This is a genomic window from Phyllobacterium myrsinacearum (assembly GCF_002980555.1).
GTDB lineage: Bacteria > Pseudomonadota > Alphaproteobacteria > Rhizobiales > Rhizobiaceae > Phyllobacterium > Phyllobacterium myrsinacearum.
The window spans coordinates 333957-354512 of sequence record NZ_PVBT01000004.1 but is presented as its reverse complement, the minus strand read 5'-3'; the positions used below and the strand labels follow the sequence as shown (position 1 = coordinate 354512).

The window sequence follows — 20556 nt, the reverse complement described above, 5'->3', positions numbered from 1 at the left end:
GCCAGCGAATAGCGGGCCAGCAATCCATCAACGATGGATTGCTGGCTGATGTCAATCCTGCGGCGCGCGCGCTGCGCGCTGCAGGATTTCGACCACCATCTCGGAGGCCTTTTCAAGCGAACGCACAGGCAGAAACTCGTAGATCGAATGAAAATTATGGGCGCCGCAAAACAGGTTGGGGCAAGGCAGGCCCTTTTCCGACAGCACTGCGCCGTCATAGCCGCCGCGCATCGGGATGGATTTTGGCGACACACCAATCGCTTGCATCGCCTCCAGCGCCAGCTGTACCGGATAGTGATTGGGCCCCTGCAAGCTGTCAGCGACATTGCGATACATGGGCTGATATGCCGCCGTCACAGTCTGGGCGCCATGGAGTTGGTTAAAACTCTCGACGAGGGTATCGACAAAGCGATGCCGATGGTCAAACCCGGCCTGGGTAAAATCACGAATGTCGAGAACGGTCCGCGTTTCGGCAACCGTGCCCTGGATGGATTTGACCCAATAGTAGCCTTCGCGGTTTTCCGTATATTCCGGTCTTTCACCGGCGGGCAGCATGGCGATGAATTGCTGGGCAAAGAGCACCGCATTGCGCAGCTTGCCCTTGGCCGACATCGGGTGCGCGGTCTGCCCGTGGAAGGTGATATGGAATTCACCCGCGTTCCAATTCTCGTGCACAATCTCGCCAATCTCACAGCAATCCAGCGTATAGGCAAAATCGGCATTGAGGGACTTAACGTCGAGTGCCTTGGCTCCCAGGAGGCCAATTTCCTCATCCGGGACAAACACAACCTTCACGTCGCCATGTTCAATCCCGGGGTTCAACTGAAGCGTCTGCATCGCATGCATGATCTCGGCGATCGCCGACTTGTTATCCGCGCCGAGCAAGCTGGTCCCATCGGTAACGATGATCCTGTCACCGGCGTAACGCGAAAGCTCTGGGAAATCGCTCGAACGCATGACCACCTGAAGCTGTTCGTTCAAGACGATGTCGCCCCCTTCATACTGCACGACCTGAGCCTTGGTATCCGTGTTGTACTCGCTGCTGGTGTCGAGATGGGCGACCCAGGCCACCGTCGGAATCGCGCGGTCCTTGCCGGCTACATTGCTCCGCAGCGTCCCGACCACGATCGAATGATCCCGTTCTTCGACATACAGCCCCAGTTCACGCAACTCGCCAGCCAGCAGGCGTGCCAACACCGATTGACCGGCGCTCGAAGGCAAATGGCCAACCCCGGGGACCGTCGTGGTATTGATGCGCGTGTAGTTCAGAAATCGTTCAACAATGTCCATTGCGTTCTCTGCCTCTGATCAAAGATGCCGGTTTCGATGATTCCACTTTTCAGGACAAGCGCGTAGGTGACATATTTGTATTGCATTGGCCCGAACCCTCGCCGATAAATTCTGATCCCATCAATGCGGCACGTTGATTCCCAGAAAAGACAGGACGATATGAAACTTCCCGAGAAAATTCTTTCAGCGACTATCCTTGCACTCGGATTGAGCGGATCGACAATGGCTGTCGCGTCCGCAAAGACATTGATCTATTGCTCGGAAGCCGCGCCAGACGGTTTTGACGCTGCGAGCACCACGTCGGGTGCAACCTACGACGCCTCGGCGCGCAACGTTTCCAATGGTCTCATCAAGATCAAACGCGGATCGACCGAACTGGAGCCGGGCCTCGCCGAAAGCTGGGATATTTCCGCCGATGGCAAAGAATATACATTCCATCTGCGCAAGGGCGTGAAATTCCAGACAACGAGCTATTTTACCCCGACGCGCGATTTCAATGCCGATGACGTCATCTTTACCTTCGACCGCCAGGGAAACAAGGCCAATCCGTATAATGGCAAGGGGGTCTGGCCCCAATACAATTCCTATTCGTTCCCGAGCCTCATCAGCAAAATCGAGAAAATTGACGATCACACCGTCAAATTCATCCTGACCCGGCCGGAAGCGACAATGATCGCCTCCCTCTCCCTTACATTTGCAGTCATTCAATCCAAGGAATATGCCGACAAGCTTCTGGCAGAGGGCAAGCAGGACGAATTTGGCCAGCAGCCCATCGGAACCGGTCCTTACCAGTTTGTCGACTATCAGCCGGATACGGCCATCCGCTACACCGCCAATCCCGATTACTGGGGCGGAAAACAGAAGATCGATAATCTGATCATCGCCGTTACCCCGGATGCCTCCGTCCGCTACCAGAAACTCAAGGCTGGCGAATGCCATGTGATGGCTTACCCGAACCCGGCCGATCTTGCCGAGATGAAAACCGACCCGGCGATCAACCTCCTGCAAAAGGAAGGCTTGAACATTGCGTTTATGGCCTACAACACGCTGGTGGCTCCCTTCAATGACGTTCGCGTGCGCAAGGCCATCAATATGGCCGTCAACAAGCAGGCGATCATCGATGCGGTCTACGGCTCGACCGGTATGGTTGCCGTTAATGCCATCCCTCCGGGTGTCTGGTCATACAATGCAGCCGTCAAGGACGATGCCTATGATCCGGCGCAATCGCAGAAGCTACTGGCAGAGGCCGGCGTAAAAGACCTTTCGATGAAGATATGGGCGATGCCCGTTCAGCGTCCTTACATGCCCAATGCACGCCGTACCGCTGAAATGATGCAGTCGGACATGGCAAAAGTTGGCATCAAGGCTGAAATCATTTCCTACGATTGGACCGAATATCTGAAGCGGTCACTGGAAAAGGACCGGGACGGCGCGGTCATTCTCGGATGGACAGGCGGGATTGCCGATCCGGACAATTTTCTTGCAGCGCTTCTGGGCTGCCAGGCCATCGGCAGCGGCAATCGCGCCAACTGGTGCAACGAAGACTTTGAAAAACTGATTCAGGCAGCCAAGCTGACCACGGATCAGGCGGAGAGAACAAAGCTGTATGAACAGGCTCAGGTCGTGTTCAAGGAGCAGGCGCCCTGGCTGACGATTGCCCATCAGATCGTCCAGCAACCGGTTAGTTCCAAGGTGAAGGATTTCCGCGTTGATCCGTTCGGCGGCAATCTGTTTGAAGACGTTGATATCGACGAATAAACCTTGAAAACCCCTCGGCGAAGGGGCCGCAATAACGCGCTGGCCCCTTCGCAATTCATGATAGTATCCGAGCGGCGTTTTGCCGGCGTCTATGCGACAATGATTGCGTTTCAGCAACATCATTGAAATACGGCTGAATATAAGTTACGTTCTCCTGATATTGGGCTTTTGCGATGGAACGCAACCTAATATCGGTAAGCATTTTTATGATTGAGATGCTCTTTGTGCCATGTAGAGCGCATAAACTGCATCTCCATTTTGGACGTCTGAGATAATCAGAAATCCGCACGATGTATTTTACACATAAACAAATTTATAAGTTGCAAAGACGTGCAAAAAGACCTGAAACCCTCCCTGGTATTTGCGGTATCCATCTGGTGCATTGCCCTGCTGGTGTATGTGTGCATCTCGGCAGTCATGATTTTCCGGGACAAGTCGGACATGTTCGCGGCAAAAGCCGCCGAAATCACAACCAGCCTTGATCGCCGCATTGCCCAGAATTTTGCTTTCGTCAAATCCCTGGAGGTTTTCTCAACCATATCCGGTGTCGAGTCCATGAAGGTATTCGGCTCACTGGTTCAGCACATAATGGACGCCTGTCCCCGCATACACCTGATCCATCTGTACGAGCTGCCTAAAGGCGACGGCCTCTCCCATGCCGCCCTCGTGGCCAGTTTCCCATCTGCCACGGACGTCGCCGCGATCCCGGCTGTACTGCCGACCGTCATCAACCAGCCTCGCGGTATGATCCGCGGATTCGCTGATCCCCGCTTTCCCGGGCGCTATTTCACGACAACGCATATCGAAAATGGCAATGCACATTACGCCATTATCATGCTTCTGGATGTGGCAGAAATGATCAAGCCAATCCTGCAATCCGGCGCACCGGAGGTGGAGTGGATCATCGGCAGCGTACCCGCCATCCTGTTGAATGATGAACAGGATTCGTTTTTCTCGCCATGGCTTCGGCTCGAAAGGACCATCGTTCCCGGTCTGCACAAGACCGCATCGGAGGACGTCACCAACTTCCCCGAAGGGACGGTGTTTCGCATCAGCGAAACGGTCGATCTGAGCGAACTGTTTAACCCATTGGGGCTTGCAGCATATTGCAGCCTGTCCGCCGCGGCAGTAGCGGCAGCCTATTATTCCTTGCACCAGCGCCGGCTCTCCCAGCGCTTGCGGCAATCCGAGGAAGAAGCACTGGGCCGCGCCGCAAGACTGGAAAAGGAGAACCGGCTTGAGCATGCCGCGCGGGTCAACGCGATCGGCGAACTTGCCGCCGGCATTATCCACGAACTGGCACAACCCCTCACATCACTGCTTAGCCAAAGCCAGGCGAGTCTTAAGACACTCGAAGAGAACCAGACGCATGTCGACTTCCTGAAACGGGCAATGGATGCCAATGTCCGGGATGCCAAGCGGGCCGGCCGAATACTTGGTAAGATCCGCGACTACATTGTAAATACCGTCGCCGTCCCGGAAATCACCACCCTTAACAGTGCCATCCTGGAGATTGTTGATATCCTCAATTTGGAAATCAAACAACGCAACGTTTCACTGGTGCTTTGTCTTGCCGAGCCGTCGCCCGTTGCCAACATCAATCGGATAGAGCTTGAACAGGTCATCCACAACCTGGTCCGCAACTCGATTGAAGCACTCGGCACATTGGAGCAGCCTCAAAAGCGGATCACCATCCAAACCATCGCAGATCACACCGCCAATATTATCCAAGTATCGGACAACGGACCTGGGTTGAGCCAGGATACGCTTGCGCAACTCTTCCAGCCTTTTTTCACAACCAAGAACAGCGGTATGGGATTGGGGCTCTCTTTGTCACAGAGAATCGTGCAACGCGTTGGCGGATTGCTTACCGCATCCAACAAGGACGGCGCAGTCTTCACCATTACCCTGCCAAAAGTGGAGCCTGTTCCTGCAACAGAGCCTCACCGAATGGTGCTCGCTGTCGATGCAGCCCGTGACAGGCAGCTCGAACACGCCATCAACCATTTCACCGCCAGCAAACGGTTTGCAGGATAAGAAGCGAAGCGCCTCGTTACCCCTGCTGAATCTTCATTTTCATCTGCACAAATTCAGCCACGGACGTCGTGCCCAGTTTTTCGGAAATATTGGCCCGGTGCGCATCGACCGTCCGCAGTGAAATATTCAATGAGGTTGCGATTTCCTTCGATCCCCATCCCCGGCAGACGAGATTGATGATTTCATTTTCGCGCGGAGTCAACGTCGCGAACAATGCCTCGGTCTCTTGCTTTTCCAAGACAGTCCCGAGAAGCTCTTCAGCTTTCCCAAGCGCTTCAAAAAGCTGCTCCGGATCGACCGGCTTGGCCAGGAAATCAACGACCCGAGATTGAAACGCCGTGCGGCAGCTGCTCAGGTCCCCATAACCGGTAATAATGATGATGGGCCAGTCAATACCTTTGCCGATCAGCTCCCTTTGCAGTTCCAGCCCATTCAGCTCCGGCATTTGCAAATCGAGAAGCAGGTATCCTGGCGGCAACAGGCTGACTTCCCGAAGAAAGGTCAATGGGCCGTCGAAGGCAATGACACTGATCTTGTAGGCTTCGAAGAGCAGACAGAGACCCTCCCGAACGGCAGCATCATCGTCGACGAGGTAGACTGGATAGCGCATCAAAACGTGACCTTGTCTGGCGGCGGCAGCAATGGGCAAACCCAAACCCTGCCGTCGCGCAGGCGGGGAATACACCGCCACACGATCACAGACTCACATGACAATGTATCCGTACTTGTACCTATTGAGACGTCTGCCGGGCGTTCAGATTGAAACAGCCATGGCGACGATGAGTACGGCCAGAGCGAGCGTGAAAACGAGAACCGCCACATCTGCATCGCTGAGTCTGACCTTTGTCGCCCGTAAAGGCGACATTCCCGACCTTGGCTTGGCCTGACAGGCGAGAAGCATGACGGCTATAATGGCCAGAACATAGGTAAGATCGCGCATTCTATTCAACTATATCTAGTTCATATTCCTGTATAAAATAATAAACTCGGCATATGAAATCCATTGCAACGCCACAGCCAGAATATAAAAATCTCATATAAGTTTTGATGCCCTGAAATTTCTATGCTCGACTGGGTACAGCCTCGCCCCCTGATCCTTATACTTTTTTGATATGATTGCTGCGAACACGCAATGGAATTCCTATCGGAAGCGTTGATACGTATGAGCCGTACTCAACACGAGAATTGCGCGAGATGACAGCGATACGAACAAGATGCCGGCAAAGCCCGCCTCCAGGGGACGTGCTTTCAATGCCGCCGCGTCCGTTTGCCGCCCGGCAGAGCCAGTTCCTGTCCATGCGCGAATGGAATGCAGAAGAGGACATCATGAACAGCGACAGTCAAGTTGAACGATCACGCCTAACGGGCGTGATGACAGCGCTCGTCACACCGTTCAAAAACGGGAATGTCGACTACGGCGCGATCGGCGAACTGGCGGAGTGGCACATTCAGTCCGGCATAAGCGCTCTGGTCGCGTGCGGAACCACCGGAGAAGCCTCCACACTTACCTGGGATGAACGGCTGAGGATCATCAGAACGTGTCTGAAGGTATCGAACGGCCGCGTACCCATCATTGCCGGGACCGGCACGAGCAGTACCGAACTGACCATTGCCTACACATCCGCTGCCCATTCCTGCGGCGCGGACGCGGCTTTGATCGTCACGCCCTACTACAACAGACCCAATCAGGACGGCATCGTTCGTCATTTCGAAGCGATCGCCGCACGCGTTCCAATGCCGGTCATTGTCTACAACGTACCATCCCGGACCGGCGTCGATATCTCCTTGCAGGCCCTCGACCGGTTGTCGCAGATGCCGTCGATCCTGGGCATCAAGGATGCAACCGGTGACGTGAGACGGGTCGAAGAGATGCGCAACACATTCGGAGATCGCTTCATTCTTCTGTCGGGGCATGATGCTTCAGCCCACGCCTTCAACCTTTTGGGCGGCGACGGAATGATTTCGGTCATGGCCAATGTCCTGCCCCACGTTTTTGTCGCGCTGCAAAATGCCTGCATCAAAGGTGATTGGCCAACGGCGAAGTATATTCACCAGAGACTGAAACCCGTCCTCGAGGCCTTCGAGCTGGATACGAACCCCTGCCCCGTCAAGGCTGCACTGAAACACCGGCGCGGCATGCGCGACGAGGTCCGCCTGCCCCTCGTCACCGTTGCCGATGATGTCGCGGCACAGATTGCATCCGCCCTCGATAACCTCGGAGGTGTTAGCGATCCTGATCATGATGCTGCGTTCAATCTCCGGGAAAAACCCGCGATTCATCCTGCTCCACTCGCTTGGCGCGTTTAGAGCCTTTTCCCAATGAAATCATACCAACCCGGAAGCAAGACATGATGGGAAGCAGTATGCAATATCCATGCAATTCCAATAGCCGTTGCCGTTTCATCGTTGGCCGCAATCTGGATGGCTGCTGGGTCGTTTGCGACAGGCAACGCCTTGTCGGCGGCCTCTTTGCCGACAGAGAGTCCGCCATCCATTTCGCCGTGAGTGAAAGTGAACATGAAGCTGGGGCCGTCTGGTGCGCGCAGGACAGCGATTGTCTCATCGCTGATCCCTGGACCGATCTTTCAGTCCATGTCACACCCGTTGACGCCTCGTCGCATCGACAGGGCCGCTATCGCAGATCAGCCTAGATCGATTTTCTGGATAGGATGGACAGGCGGTCTCCCGGCCGCCTGTCATGCTTTGTCTGTCAGATGCGCACAAAGCGTCCTGGCATCTGCGGCAGTGCGCATGCCTTCTAGGACACCCGGAAATCTCAGCCTTCGCGTAAACTGCGCCAAGACATTCAAATGCCTGTTTACCTCGGCGTCCGGGGTGATCAGCATGAGAATGATATCCACCGGCAGATCGTCAATGGCCGCGAACTCGACGGGCTTCTTCAGCCTTGCCAGGCAGGCCCTCGGCGTCTCGACCCCTTCGATCCGCGTATGCGGAATGGCAACGCCCTGTCCTATGCCGGTGGAGCCAAGGCGCTCGCGCTTTTGCAGCGCAGCCAAGAGGGCCGCCGCTGGAACGCCCCCGTCCCTGCTCACAACATCCGCCATGGCATGCAGTGCTTGCGTCTTGGATGACACCTCCAGATCACACATCACATCATCAAGCTTGAGATAATCGGCCAATTTCATTCTCATTTCCAATTGCAAATCCCGGCGCAAAGGCACGGCAGTCCTAGTCAGCTTCTTTCAGGCGATACCCCACGCCGGTCTCCGTCACAATGTATCGCGGATGATCCGGCAGTTGCTCCAGCTTCTGCCGGAGCTGCCGGACGTAGACGCGCAGATACTGGACATCCGCAGAGCCGCCCCACACCCGTGACAGGAGAAAGCGGTGGGTGAGCACCTTGCCGGCATGCTGGACCAGGACGCGGAGAATATCGTACTCCTTGGGCGACAGCTTCACCTCCCTGCCATCGACCTTCACAATCCGCTTCACCAGATCGACGGAGAGACCCCCGGTTTCAAAAACGGGCAGTTCTCCCTGCTGCTGCAGGCGATGCCGCAGGGCAACCCGAATGCGTGCGACCAGCTCGTTCATCCCAAACGGCTTGACGACATAATCATCAGCTCCAAGCTCCAGCGCCTCCACTATTCCCCGTTCATCGGTGCGGCTTGACAATATGACCACCGGGATATCCGAACCCTCCTCGCGCCACTGGCGCAGAAGATCACAGCCGGAAACACCGGGAAGACCGAGGTCGAGCAAAATCAGGTCGGGCTGATGGGCTTCCACCTGCTCGACCGCGCTTGTGGCATTCCCCGCCTCCAGAACATTGTACCCTTGCGTACCAAGACCGACCCGAAGCAGCTTCCGAATGGGTTGCTCGTCGTCCACGACAAGAATCTTGACGCTGGTGTTCGTCATGGCCTGGTATCCATGCCGGGAACACTCCGGGAGGCCGGCATTCTGATGGTGAAAACTGCTCCTGACCGATCGGTCCTTTGTCCTGCCGCAATCGTGCCGCCCATCGCTTCAATAAATCCGCGGGAAATGGAAAGCCCCAGTCCGGTACCCGCCTTGACCTGATCGCCCTTGCTCACCCGATAGAAACTGTCGAAGACCCGTTCGAGGTCTTCAACCGGAATTCCCGGACCTTCGTCCATCACCTGAAGCGTGACCGACCCATCATCCGACCAGGCTTGAATCCGCAGAGCCGAACCGTCGGGGGCGTACTTCGCGGCATTGTCCAGCAGATTGAAAAGCACCTGCTCAAACAGGACCGGATCAATCCTCAGCATGGGCAGGTCATCCGGAATGGAGACCTCGGTCTTATGGGTTCCAATGATCTTCTTTGCCCGGTTCAGCGCCGAACCGACGATGTCACCCACATAGTGATAGGCAAAATTCGGTTCCATTGCCCCGGACTCAATCCGGGTCATGTCAAGCAGATTGGCAATGAACCGGTTGAGGCGTTCGGATTCGTCAATAACGGTCGAGAGAAGATCCGAGCGCTCGGCGGCGGCAAGCGCCGGAGCGAACTCTTTCAATGTACCGGCGGCCCCCATGATCGCAGCCAACGGAGTCTTCAGATCATGCGAAATGGATGTCAGCAGGGCCGAGCGAAGACGATCCGCTTCTGCTGCCAGCTTTGCCTTGTCCACATCGGCCGCCAGCTGTGTTCGCTCAATGCCAACCGCCGCCTGGTCGGCCAGAGCGTCAAGCAAACGCTGCTGTTCAGGTGTCAGCAAAGGCCCTTTCTTGTCGCTGTCGAGACCAATCACACCAACAGCCATGCGGCCCGTTCGCAAGGGCAGATAGAGCCGTTTTGCACCTGGCAACGTATCGGCGCCCCTGCCCGCGGCCCGGTTGTTTTCCCATGCCCACCGCGCTGCCGCAATGTCGGCGTCGTCCAATGTGTCATCGGGTGGATAGCCTGCCTTCACTTCAATCGAGCCCTTCTCCGGCAGGAGAAGCACGACGCGCAGTTTCAACATGGACGCGATCTGAAAAGCCGTAGCCCACAGGACATCATCAAGCGTGCCAGTTCCCGCCAGCTTCTTGCTGAAGAGATAGAGATCTTCCGTTGTTCTGGCCCGTTGCCGCGCTGCCGCCGCCTGCCGCTGCACCCTCGCCGTCAAATTGCTGGCGATCACTGCAACACCGAAAAAGAAGCCAAGCGCAATCACGCTTTCGGGGTCACTGATAACCAGGGTGTAAAGGGGATCGAGGAAAAAGAAGTTCAGCACAACAGCGCTTAACACTGAGGCGAACAGAGCTGGCCAGAGCCCGACGGTCACTGCCGATGCCAGTACAGCCATCAGAAAAACGAGAGCGATATTGCGTACATCCAGCACGCGCGAGATCAGCAGCCCCACCGCCAGCGCCCCGGCGACATATGCCGTGCTCAGGAGATAGGCCCTGAGCTGAAAATGTCCTTCCGGAATTTCCGGCGCCTTCTGACGGGCCGGCTCGCCGTTCTGCTCATTCCCGGAAATCACGTGCACGCTGATATTTCCGGCATGCCGGATAAGATCATGCGACACCGACCCTTCAAAAAACTCGCGCCAGCGCGGCTTTGTCGGCTTGCCCGTCACAATGTGGGTCACATTGTTTTCCCGCGCATAGCGCGCAATCTCTTCCGCGGGATCGCGGCCGGGCGTCGTGATCGCATCTCCCCCCAATTGGCTTGCCAGCCGCAAGGTGGAGGCAATGCGGTCCTTGTCGTCCTCCGAGAGCCGGGTTGACCCGGGCGTTTCCACATAGAGTGCCGTCCACGGCGCACGCAAGCGGTCAGCAAGCCGCCGGGCATAGCGAACGAGCGACGTTCCTCCCTGATGATCATCGATGCACACGACCACGCGATCGCCAGCAGCCCATGGTCCTGATATCGCGTTTGCCTGCATGTGCGAGAGAAGCTGGTCATCGACCCGCTGCGCCGTGCGGCGCAGGGCAAGCTCACGCAAAGCGGTCAAATTCCCCGGAGAAAAATAGTTCTCTATGGCGCGTTTGGCAGTATCGGGAACATATACTTTGCCTTCATGCAGGCGCTTGATCAGATCTGCCGGTGTGAGATCGATGATTTCAACGTCGTCGGCCTCATCGATGATGGAATCGGGCACGGTTTCCCGCACGCGCACATGGGTAATCTGGGCCACGACATCATTCAGGCTTTCCACGTGCTGGATGTTGAGGGTGGAATAAACGTCAATGTCGTGTCTCAAAATCTCCTGGACATCCAGATAGCGCTTCGGATGGCGTGAACCGGGCGCATTCGTGTGTGCCAGTTCGTCCACGAGGACAAGAGCCGGACGGCGCGCCAGAATCGCGTCAATGTCCATCTCTTCAAGCTGGTGGTCCTTGTAATTGATCCGGGTTTTCGGGAGGACCTCGAAACCTTTGACGAGGGCTTCCGTTTCCTTGCGCCCATGTGTCTCGACCACCCCGATGACAACATCGATGCCCTCGGCAATCGCCGCCCGTCCCGACATCAGCATCTCGTAGGTCTTTCCGACCCCCGGTGCCGCCCCCAGAAAAATCTTCAACCGGCCACGGGTCTCTCGCTCGGCATTTTCCAGGAGCGCCTCGGGCGATGGTCTCCGTTCAGTATCGCGGCCGTCATCAGGCATGTGTCATGACCCCTTTGAAAATACCGGGAACCCGCATCGCACGTTCCCGGTATTTCAGGCTAACCGGCTTATTTCAGACCGTCGAGTGCCTGATTCAACGCCAGCACATTGATAACCGGCTCACCCATGAACCCAAGCTCGCGCGCCTGTATGTTCTGGTCCACCAGCTGGCGGATACGTGCCTCGTCGACACCTCGTGCTTTTGCCACGCGCGGTATCTGGAAGTAGGCGGCGGCCGGAGAAAGATGCGGGTCCAGCCCGCTGCCCGACGCCGTAACCAGATCAATGGGGACGGGAGCAGCGCTATTCGTTTCCTTCAGTGCCGCTGCATCTGTCTTGATGCGGTCGATCAATTTCGGATTTGTTGGTCCGAGATTGGAGCCGCCGGAAGAACTCGCATTGTATCCGTCTCCGGCTGCCGATGGCCTGCCATGAAAGTACTTGTCGGCTGCAAACGCCTGACCGATCAGTTCGGATCCGATAACAGTCCCGTTCTTCTCGATCAGACTGCCATTGGCCTGGTGCGGAAACAGCAGCTGCGAGAGCCCAGTCATACCCAGAGGATAGATGAGACCCGTGATCACTGTAAGAGCGATAACCATGACTATCGCGGGTTTGAGTTGCTTTAACATTGGAATGATCCTTTATGCGAGCCCAAGGCTGGTGATGACCATGTCGATCGCTTTGATGCCGATGAATGGCACGATGACACCGCCCAGGCCGTAAATCAGAAGGTTGCGGCTCAAGAGAGCCCCTGCACCGACCGCCCGGTACTTGACGCCTTTGAGCGACAGCGGAATAAGCGCAACGATAATCAGGGCATTGAAGATAATTGCCGACAGGATGGCGCTCTGCGGCGTCTGCAAGCCCATGATGTTGAGCGCAGCGAGCTGCGGGTAGAACGCTAGAAACATTGCCGGGATAATGGCGAAGTATTTGGCGATATCATTGGCAATCGAAAACGTCGTCAATGCACCGCGCGTCATCAGCAGTTGCTTGCCGATGCCGACGATTTCAATGAGCTTGGTCGGATCGCTGTCGAGATCGACCATGTTGCCCGCTTCGCGCGCCGCCACCGTGCCTGTGTTCATGGCAACACCGACGTCGGCCTGCGCAAGCGCGGGCGCGTCGTTGGTTCCGTCGCCGCACATTGCCACGAGTTTCCCCTTGGCCTGTTCGTCGCGGATGAGCGAGAGCTTGTTTTCAGGTGTGGCCTGAGCGAGGAAATCGTCAACGCCGGCCTCTGCCGCAATTGCCGCTGCCGTCAGCGGGTTATCACCCGTGATCATCACAGTCTTGATGCCCATGCGGCGCAATTCAGAGAAGCGTTCACGAATCCCGCCCTTGACGATGTCCTTCAGATGAATGACGCCAAGCAGCTTGCCGTCGCGCACCACGGCAAGCGGTGTCCCGCCTGCCTTGGCTATCTGATCGGCAATGGACTGCAGTTCACGCACCAGCTCGGCGCCTGCCCGGACGGTTCCCGTTGCAACGGTTGTGGAATTGACATAGGCGAGAACCGCGTCGACAGCCCCCTTGCGGATAGACGAGCCGTCGATATCCACGCCGCTCATACGGCTTTGCGCGGTGAAGGGCACGAATGTGGCATGCAATGTCGCCATGTCACGCGCACGAATGCCATATTTTTCCTTGGCCAGGACGACGATCGAGCGGCCTTCCGGCGTTTCATCGGCCAGAGAGGCAAGCTGTGCCGCATCCGCCAGTTCCTGCTCGGTCACGCCCGTCACGGGACTGAATTCGGTTGCCTGGCGATTGCCGAATGTGATCGTCCCGGTCTTGTCGAGAAGCAAAGTATCGACGTCACCGGCAGCCTCGACGGCGCGTCCGGACATGGCAAGAACATTGAACTGGATCAGCCGGTCCATGCCGGCAATGCCGATTGCCGACAGAAGAGCGCCGATCGTGGTCGGGATCAGCGTGACAAACAGTGCGACCAGAACAACCACGGGAATGGCGCCGCCCGCATAGGTTGCAAAACTCGGGATCGTTGCCGTTGCCAGCACGAAGATCAGGGTCATGCCGGCAAGCAGAATATTGAGCGCAATTTCGTTGGGTGTCTTCTGCCGTTCCGCGCCTTCGACGAGAGCAATCATCCGGTCGATGAATGTGGAGCCGGCTGCGGCAGTGATACGCACGCGCAGCCAGTCCGACAGAACCTGGGTCCCGCCGGTGACAGCCGAACGGTCGCCGCCGGACTCGCGGATGACCGGAGCGGATTCGCCGGTGATGGCAGATTCATTGACCGAGGCGATGCCTTCGATGACTTCGCCGTCCGAGGGGATGATATCCCCCGCCTCGACCAGCACGACATCGCCGACCTTCAGCTTGGTGCCGGGCACCAGTTTGAAGCTGGCACGGTCATCCCCAGTGAGAAGCTTGGCCTGTGTTTCCGTGCGTGCCTTGCGCAGCGAATCCGCCTGTGCCTTGCCGCGCCCCTCGGCAACGGCTTCCGCAAAATTGGCGAAAAGCACGGTGAACCAGAGCCAGATGATGATCTGGAGTGAGAATCCGAGATCGCGCCCGCCGGTCGCCAGGTCTTTCAGGAACAGCACCGTCGTCAGGAAGGAGACGACTGCAACCACGAACATGACGGGATTTTTGATAAGGCTGCGCGGATCAAGCTTTTTAAAAGCTCCTCCGATGGCCGGTATGAGTATGCGAGAGTCCATGAGGCTCGCGGATTTGGACTGGCTCATTTGAGACTCCAGTTTTGAAATTCTTGTAACTGCACAGCGGCGATCATGACGCTATGACCGTGTGAAGACCGGCGTATGCCGCAAGCCAGACGATCAGCATCACCAGCGTCATGCCAAGGATGATGTCGGAGGCGCGCACGCGCTTGGCTGCCCCTCGCGCCAGCTTGCCGGCGCGAGGATGGAGGTTGAATTGCAGGTAACCGTGACGCATGACAGGCTCCATCAGAAGGTCTGGCCAAGACCGATGGCGAGGTGCTCGACAATCGGTCCGACAGCCAGCGCCGGGAAGAATGTGAGGCCGCCGACGATCAGGATGACGCCAATAAGAAGTCCGACAAACAAGCCGCCATGCGTTGGGAAGGTGCCTGCGGATTCTGGAACGGTCTTCTTGACGACCAGCGACCCGGCAATCGCCATGACCGGGATGATCACCAAGAACCGGCCCATAAGCATGCCGATGGCAAGCGTCAGGTTATACCAGGTGGTGTTCCCGCCGAGGCCGCCGAATGCCGAACCGTTGTTGGCGGCCGCTGACGTATAGGCATAGAGGATTTCGGAGAAGCCGTGCGGGCCGGAATTGCCGGTCGCAGCGACCGCCGATGGCAGCACGCATGCAATCGCCGTGAACCCAAGCATGGCAAGCGGCAGGCAAAGCACGCCGAGCATGGCCATCTTCACTTCCTTGGCTTCGATCTTCTTGCCGAGATATTCCGGCGTGCGGCCGACCATTAGTCCGGCGACGAAAACCGCGATGACAACATAGAGCAGAATGCCGTAGAGACCGGCACCAACGCCACCGATGATGACCTCACCCAGCATCATGTTGATCATGGGCAGCATGCCGCCAATGGCCATGAAACTGTCATGCATGGCGTTGACGCCGCCGCAGGATGCGGCCGTCGTGATCACGGCAAAGAGCGCCGACAAAGCAATGCCGAAACGGGTCTCCTTGCCTTCCATATTGCCGCCATCAAGCCCGAGCGCATGCACCAGCGGATTGCCGGCGGCTTCCGACCAATAGCAGGCGGTAACGCCAGCGAGAAAGAGAACGCCCATGGCGGCAAAAAGCGCCCAGCCTTGCCGTTGATTTCCAACCATCCGGCCAAAGACATTGGTCAGCGCGGCACCGATGGCAAAGATCGAAACCATCTGGATGAAATTCGAAATGGCATCCGGATTTTCAAAGGGATGTGCCGAGTTGGCATTGAAGAAGCCGCCGCCATTCGTGCCGAGCATCTTGATCGCAAGCTGGGATGCGACGGGGCCGACGGCAATGGTCTGCTTTGCGCCTTCGAGCGTCGTGGCATCGACATAGGTTCCGAGCGTCTGTGGAACCCCGAGATACACATAGACGAGCGTCAGAACGATGCAGATGGGAAGCAGTATATAGAGCGTGCTTCTTGTCAGATCGACCCAGAAATTGCCGACGGATTTGCCTGAGGTGCGGGCAAACCCGCGAATGAGGGCGATGGCAATCGCAATGCCCGTGGCTGCCGATACGAAGTTCTGAACCGTGAAACCGGCCATCTGGACGAGATAGGACATGGAGCTTTCGCCGCCATAGTTCTGCCAGTTGGTATTGGTGACAAAACTGACGGCACTGTTGAAGGCAAGACCAGGTTCCGTTGCCGTCATGCCAGCGGGATTATAGGGAAGGATTCCCTGGAACCGCTGCAATGCATAAAGCACGATGAGGCCGCCCAAGCTGAAGAGCAGCAGCGCAGCCGTATAGGTGGTCCAGTGCTGCTCGTCGCGCTCGCTTGTCCCGGCAATACGATAAAGGCCCCGCTCCACCGGAACGAGGACGGGCGAAAGAAATGTACGTTCGCCGTTAAAAACGCGCGTCATGTAACCGCCGAGCGGTTTGACAAGTAAGATGATGATCCCGCAGTAAACGAGAATCTGTATCCAGCCATTGAGAGTCATAGGTGTAGCTTTCCAAGCCTGGCGTCAGAGGCGATCAGAAACGCTCTGGGCGAACCAGCGCGTAAGTGAGATAGGCAAGAAGGAACAAGGTCACTGCACCTCCGAGAATGTAGTCGATAGTCATTTTCTGGTCCCTTCGATCACAAATTCTCGCAGGCTTTTGTATAAGCCAGCGAGATGAGAAAGAACAAAACGCCTATCCCAAGAACAATAAAGTCCATTTGGAGAACTCCTTATGTAAAAAACATCAATACTTCTGAACATTACCCGGAGGTGTTTTCAGACAAGCAGGATGAGCAGGAGAGTTATGACCTCCTGGACATAAGAATTCGAGACGGCACACTGTGTGGGGATGTAAAGAAACTATAAGGATTTGAGCGGGATTTGGCCCGTACCATGCGGTAACCGGCCCTCGTGCCAGACAGAGGCTGTCCGACCTGCGAAGAGCGTATCAGCAACAAGGGGCCATCGGGCTCAAATTCACCAGCCAGGATACCTGAACCGCTCGTCAGCCAACTACGCTGGAAAAATGACGGCAGCAACAGCGAGAATCACAAGTCAAAACCGCAGAAAAATGCCCAACTCCTCACGATAGTCCGCAAATTCGAGTTTTGGGTCAATCGCCTTCTTCGGCGTCAGTTCAGTACGTTGACCATCCTGCAGGTGGACGACCACATAATCATTCCGAAGCGCAAGGAGTATCTGTTGTGTGTCCTTTTTTGACGGTGCGGCCAGCTCGGGAAAACCAAGCTGTTGTCGAGATTTGAGCCGATATCTCCGCAGAGAAATAAGCAACTCTTAAGCGTATTGGATTGGGTGCATAGGTTAACCAGCCGAAGCGGTCTCGGCCCTGATGCGAGCCGAGACTATTCAGCGCGGGATTACTTCATAGCGTCAATCCGGCAGGTCACGAAACTGCGACGTGAAAACCGTCATATCTCGCACTCACTCGCCACACATCATTCCCGCACCGCAGCCCTCGTCTTAATTCTTGGCGGCCAACTGAGCGAATAGTCATCTCGATCGAGAGTTAAATTCGGACTATAAGCGGGATCTTCTTGCAGCACTTTACCCCAACGTTCTTTTAGAAACTTCACTTCCCCCAGGAACCTTGCCTGTTTTTCCGGCGTGTCCTCAAGCCCGCGCGAAGCAGATTCATGATGATAAAGCTCCGCATATGGCGTCCAAACATTACGGTACCCTGCCTCACGAACGCGAATGCAGAAGTCGACATCGTTAAAGGCTACCTTGAGGTTCTCTTCGTCCAATCCGCCAACTTGCTCAAAAATATCCTTTCGGACGATCAAACAGGCAGCGGTAACAGCGCTAAGGGTTTGAGTTAGTTGCGCCCGCCCAAAATAACCCGGTGCACCGCGCGGCAATCCCTTGTGGGCGTGGCCAGCAGCACCCAATAGACCCAATATTACGCCTGCATGTTGAAGCGTGTCGTCCGGATACCACAGACGCGCACCGACCGCTCCCACACCAGGCTGGCTGGCTATGCTAACCATCTCACTCAACCAATTAACCGATATAACTTCAATATCGTTATTGATCAGACCGATGAACTCACCTCTGGCTTCCGCCACCGCACTATTATTCAACGCAGAATAGTTAAATGGTCTCGTATCACGAATAACACGAATCTTCTTTTCGCGAGAAATCTCATCGAGATACTTCAGAGTATCCTCATCATCCGAATTGTTATCAATAACGATTATCTCGTAATTCGTGTATTCTGTCTTTGCGACAATGCTGTCTATACATTGCCGCAACAGGTTCAATCCATTTCGCGTCGGAATTATAAGACTCACGAGAGGAAGTGCATCAGGCAAATCGTATCGAGTTCTGTACATGCCAAAGTCGAGCAGTTCCGATGTGGCTTTGATTCCCACACGTTGGAAATGTTCGTTGAGTACTTGCTGTCCTACTCGGAGCGCATATCCTTTGTTGCTTCCTGACTGAGCGGTGCTATCTGCGTGGCTGCGCCAATGGTAGAGCACGCGCGGAATATGCAAGATTTGATCGGCTTTCAACACCTCAATGCAGCGCAAAGCAAGATCATAGTCCTGAGAGCCCTCTCTGCCTTCTCTAAATCCGCCAAGACTCTTCACCAAGTCTGATTTATAGACGCCCAAATGAGAGATCATATTGTGCGATAGGAACAGATCCGGATTCCAGTCAGATTTGAAGTAAGGACTGAACCGGTTTCCGGCTTCGTCAATTTTATCCTCGTCCGAGTAAATCAATGCGGCGTCCGGATTGCACTCAATGGCTTCAAAAACGCGATAAAGCGCCTCTAGTGCAAGCAGATCATCCTGATCCATCAGTGCAATCCACTCACCCGTTGCGAGTTCAAGCGCGCTATTGGAGGCCGCAGAAATATGGCCGTTGGCCGCACGAAAAGTGACTTTTATTCGCTCATCCAAAGCCTGATAGTTAAGAAGCGCTTGACGAACATTTGGATCCGCAGACTTGTCATCAGCAATGCAAAGCTGCCAGTGCGGATAGAGCTGGTTTCGGACTGATTGTATTGCTTCCTCAAGCCACTCCAGATTAGGATTATAAACAGGCATCACAATGGATATCAGAGGGGTTTTCTTGGATCGCTCTAAATGCGCGTGTACTTCTTCTGCCGCCAGCCCGTCCAGCATCGCGTAACGATCCAGCCACTCTGAGTAATCATTGCCAGACACGATACCCTTAGGATTTGTGCTATCCGCAGCTTTGATCCGGTGCGCTAAACCATGCACACCCTCTTGCTGAATTATTTTCAAAGCATGGCCCATAGATGGTTTAACACCGCCACTGCGCTGTATAGTTTTTGAAAGAAAGAAGAGTTTTCTCAATATGTTACGCATTCGATTGCCAAGAAATCGATAGGGCGAGGTCATTTTCCAACTCGTCGAATGCTTGTACGCCAGAATTTCCTGAGTTTTCTGGGATATTTGATTTTGAAGTTCATTCACAGACTGGCTTATTCCAACGGACTTCGACTCCAGCTCTACAACCCCATTTTTTAGGCCGTCATTCTTGTGAATCAGACCGCCAATCTCATGCTGCAGACTCTCATTTTCATGCTTCAGCCTATCGTTCTCACGCTTGGAACTCTCATTTTCACGCTTCAGGTCTTCGTTTTCATGCTGCAGGCTATCATTTTCAAGCTTGGAACTCTCATTTTCATGCTTCAGTCTATCGTTCTCACGCTTGGAACTCTCATTTTCACGCTTCAGGCCTTCGTTTTCATGCTGCAGGCTATCATTTTCAAGCTTGGAACTCTCATTTTCATGTTTCAGACTATCGTTTGCGCGTTTCAAACTCTCATTTTCATGTTTCAGGCTGCCATTCAAATCATGCTTATCCCGTATTTCACTTTCCAAGTCCCGAATGTGCTGAGAATGCTGGTTGAGTTCAGTGATTTTCACGTCTAAAGCTTCTTGTTTAAGATGCGCGATGGCTTCAGCTTTAACAACAGCGCCAAGACGTGCATAAGATTCTCTGACAGTGCCTGCTTCAGATCCCATGAGCTCAAACATGGCACGAATGGCAGTTGGTAACTCTTTACCAATTCCAAGAACGCCGAGCCCATGCCCGTGAAAAAACTCAAAGGACGGATAGGATGTGCGTAACGTTTCCCATAATTTATAGACGCCAAAGCTTCGTTCCCTGACGTTGGTATCATGGAAAACCACAACTGCCCGATCGGACAACTTGGGCTTCCAAGTTTCAAAGTCGTGTTTCACATCCTCGATAAAATGGCGGCCATCGATATGAAGCAAATCAATCGTCCCATCACTGAAATGCAAACAAGCTTCATCAAAGGTTGATCGTACAAGATCGGAAAAGACCGAGTAATTTTTGTCGTTGTAGGTCTTTACCAGTTCATAGACCGCATCTGAATATTCTCCGGAATGCTCATCACCCTTCCATGTATCGACCGCGTAACATCGCGTGTCGATTTCAAGCCTTTGCACCGCCTGGCAAAATGCAAAATAAGAGAACCCGGCATGCGTTCCCAGCTCGACAACAACTCGAGGCCTGAGTGCATCAATGAGCCAGAATGCAAAAGGACCGTGCTCCAGCCATGCGGATTCTGGCGCGATATGGTTCATCGGCCAGAACGAAGCCCGAGAAAGTGCTTTGCTCAGGCATTGCGAGGCGACTTCGCCCGAAGCGGGGGTATTCTCGCTAGAATCATGATTCATCAACGTTGTTTCCTTCACAAGACGACTATTCTCTAGCTC

Annotated in this window: 16 protein-coding genes; 3 read left to right on the top strand and 13 right to left on the bottom strand. The window is 55.1% G+C overall.

The features are described 5' to 3' along the window. Window positions 1-51: 51 nt before the first annotated feature. Window positions 52-1290, bottom strand: a complete 1239-nt coding sequence (pepT, locus tag C5750_RS16270) for a peptidase T (RefSeq protein ID WP_105734949.1) — start codon at window positions 1288-1290, stop codon at window positions 52-54. A 222-nt stretch (window positions 1291-1512) separates the two neighbouring features. Here pepT and C5750_RS16265 point away from each other — a divergent pair, with 222 nt between their 5' ends. Continuing rightward, window positions 1513-3048: an ABC transporter substrate-binding protein gene (locus C5750_RS16265; RefSeq protein ID WP_425350469.1), complete on the top strand. Its 1536-nt coding sequence runs from the start codon at window positions 1513-1515 to the stop codon at window positions 3046-3048. 330 nt (window positions 3049-3378) lie between these two features. Further along, window positions 3379-5085 carry a sensor histidine kinase gene (locus C5750_RS16260; RefSeq protein WP_105734948.1) on the top strand — a complete coding sequence of 569 codons (1707 nt, stop codon included), beginning with the start codon at window positions 3379-3381 and terminating at the stop codon, window positions 5083-5085. A 16-nt stretch (window positions 5086-5101) separates the two neighbouring features. Here the strand turns inward: C5750_RS16260 and C5750_RS16255 are convergent, their stop codons facing one another. After that, complete coding sequence (locus C5750_RS16255; RefSeq protein WP_245421136.1) at window positions 5102-5734, bottom strand: response regulator transcription factor; 633 nt, start codon at window positions 5732-5734, stop codon at window positions 5102-5104. 105 nt (window positions 5735-5839) lie between these two features. Beyond that, on the bottom strand, window positions 5840-6025 hold the full coding sequence (locus tag C5750_RS16250; RefSeq protein ID WP_105734946.1) for a hypothetical protein: 186 nt from the start codon (window positions 6023-6025) through the stop codon (window positions 5840-5842). Window positions 6026-6336: 311 nt separating this feature from the next. Between C5750_RS16250 and dapA the strand changes: the two genes are divergently transcribed. Next, on the top strand, window positions 6337-7392 hold the full coding sequence (gene dapA, locus C5750_RS16245) for a 4-hydroxy-tetrahydrodipicolinate synthase (RefSeq protein ID WP_245421135.1): 1056 nt from the start codon (window positions 6337-6339) through the stop codon (window positions 7390-7392). On the opposite strand, the gene C5750_RS26600 is transcribed toward dapA, so the two are convergent. The 10 genes from C5750_RS26600 to C5750_RS16195 all read right to left on the bottom strand — a co-directional run bounded on the left by C5750_RS26600 (window position 7389) and on the right by C5750_RS16195 (window position 20517). Continuing rightward, entirely contained in the window at window positions 7389-7604 is a 216-nt protein-coding gene (locus C5750_RS26600; protein WP_158531273.1) for a hypothetical protein, read from the bottom strand. The two genes, dapA and C5750_RS26600, sit on opposite strands and share 4 nt — an antisense overlap. A 177-nt stretch (window positions 7605-7781) precedes the next feature. Beyond that, window positions 7782-8231: a PTS sugar transporter subunit IIA gene (locus C5750_RS16235; RefSeq protein WP_158531274.1), complete on the bottom strand. Its 450-nt coding sequence runs from the start codon at window positions 8229-8231 to the stop codon at window positions 7782-7784. A 43-nt stretch (window positions 8232-8274) separates the two neighbouring features. After that, window positions 8275-8967 carry a response regulator transcription factor gene (locus C5750_RS16230; protein WP_105734944.1) on the bottom strand — a complete coding sequence of 231 codons (693 nt, stop codon included), beginning with the start codon at window positions 8965-8967 and terminating at the stop codon, window positions 8275-8277. Next, on the bottom strand, window positions 8964-11669 hold the full coding sequence (locus C5750_RS16225) for a sensor histidine kinase (protein WP_105734943.1): 2706 nt from the start codon (window positions 11667-11669) through the stop codon (window positions 8964-8966). The genes C5750_RS16230 and C5750_RS16225 overlap by 4 nt, the downstream gene beginning before the upstream one ends. Window positions 11670-11737: 68 nt before the next feature. Further along, window positions 11738-12301 (bottom strand): potassium-transporting ATPase subunit KdpC, encoded by a 564-nt coding sequence (kdpC, locus tag C5750_RS16220; RefSeq protein ID WP_105734942.1) that lies wholly within the window; start codon window positions 12299-12301, stop codon window positions 11738-11740. A 12-nt stretch (window positions 12302-12313) separates the two neighbouring features. Beyond that, on the bottom strand, window positions 12314-14386 hold the full coding sequence (kdpB, locus tag C5750_RS16215) for a potassium-transporting ATPase subunit KdpB (RefSeq protein WP_105734941.1): 2073 nt from the start codon (window positions 14384-14386) through the stop codon (window positions 12314-12316). A 43-nt stretch (window positions 14387-14429) separates the two neighbouring features. Continuing rightward, the gene (locus C5750_RS26595) at window positions 14430-14597 is read right to left on the bottom strand and encodes a hypothetical protein (protein ID WP_158531275.1); all 168 of its coding nucleotides are present in this window, start codon (window positions 14595-14597) and stop codon (window positions 14430-14432) included. 11 nt (window positions 14598-14608) lie between these two features. Next, entirely contained in the window at window positions 14609-16312 is a 1704-nt protein-coding gene (gene kdpA, locus C5750_RS16205; RefSeq protein ID WP_105734939.1) for a potassium-transporting ATPase subunit KdpA, read from the bottom strand. Window positions 16313-16346: 34 nt separating this feature from the next. Continuing rightward, window positions 16347-16436 carry a K(+)-transporting ATPase subunit F gene (locus C5750_RS16200; protein ID WP_100003438.1) on the bottom strand — a complete coding sequence of 30 codons (90 nt, stop codon included), beginning with the start codon at window positions 16434-16436 and terminating at the stop codon, window positions 16347-16349. An 835-nt stretch (window positions 16437-17271) separates the two neighbouring features. After that, on the bottom strand, window positions 17272-20517 hold the full coding sequence (locus C5750_RS16195) for a glycosyltransferase (RefSeq protein WP_105734938.1): 3246 nt from the start codon (window positions 20515-20517) through the stop codon (window positions 17272-17274). Between the last annotated feature and the right edge of the window lie 39 nt (window positions 20518-20556).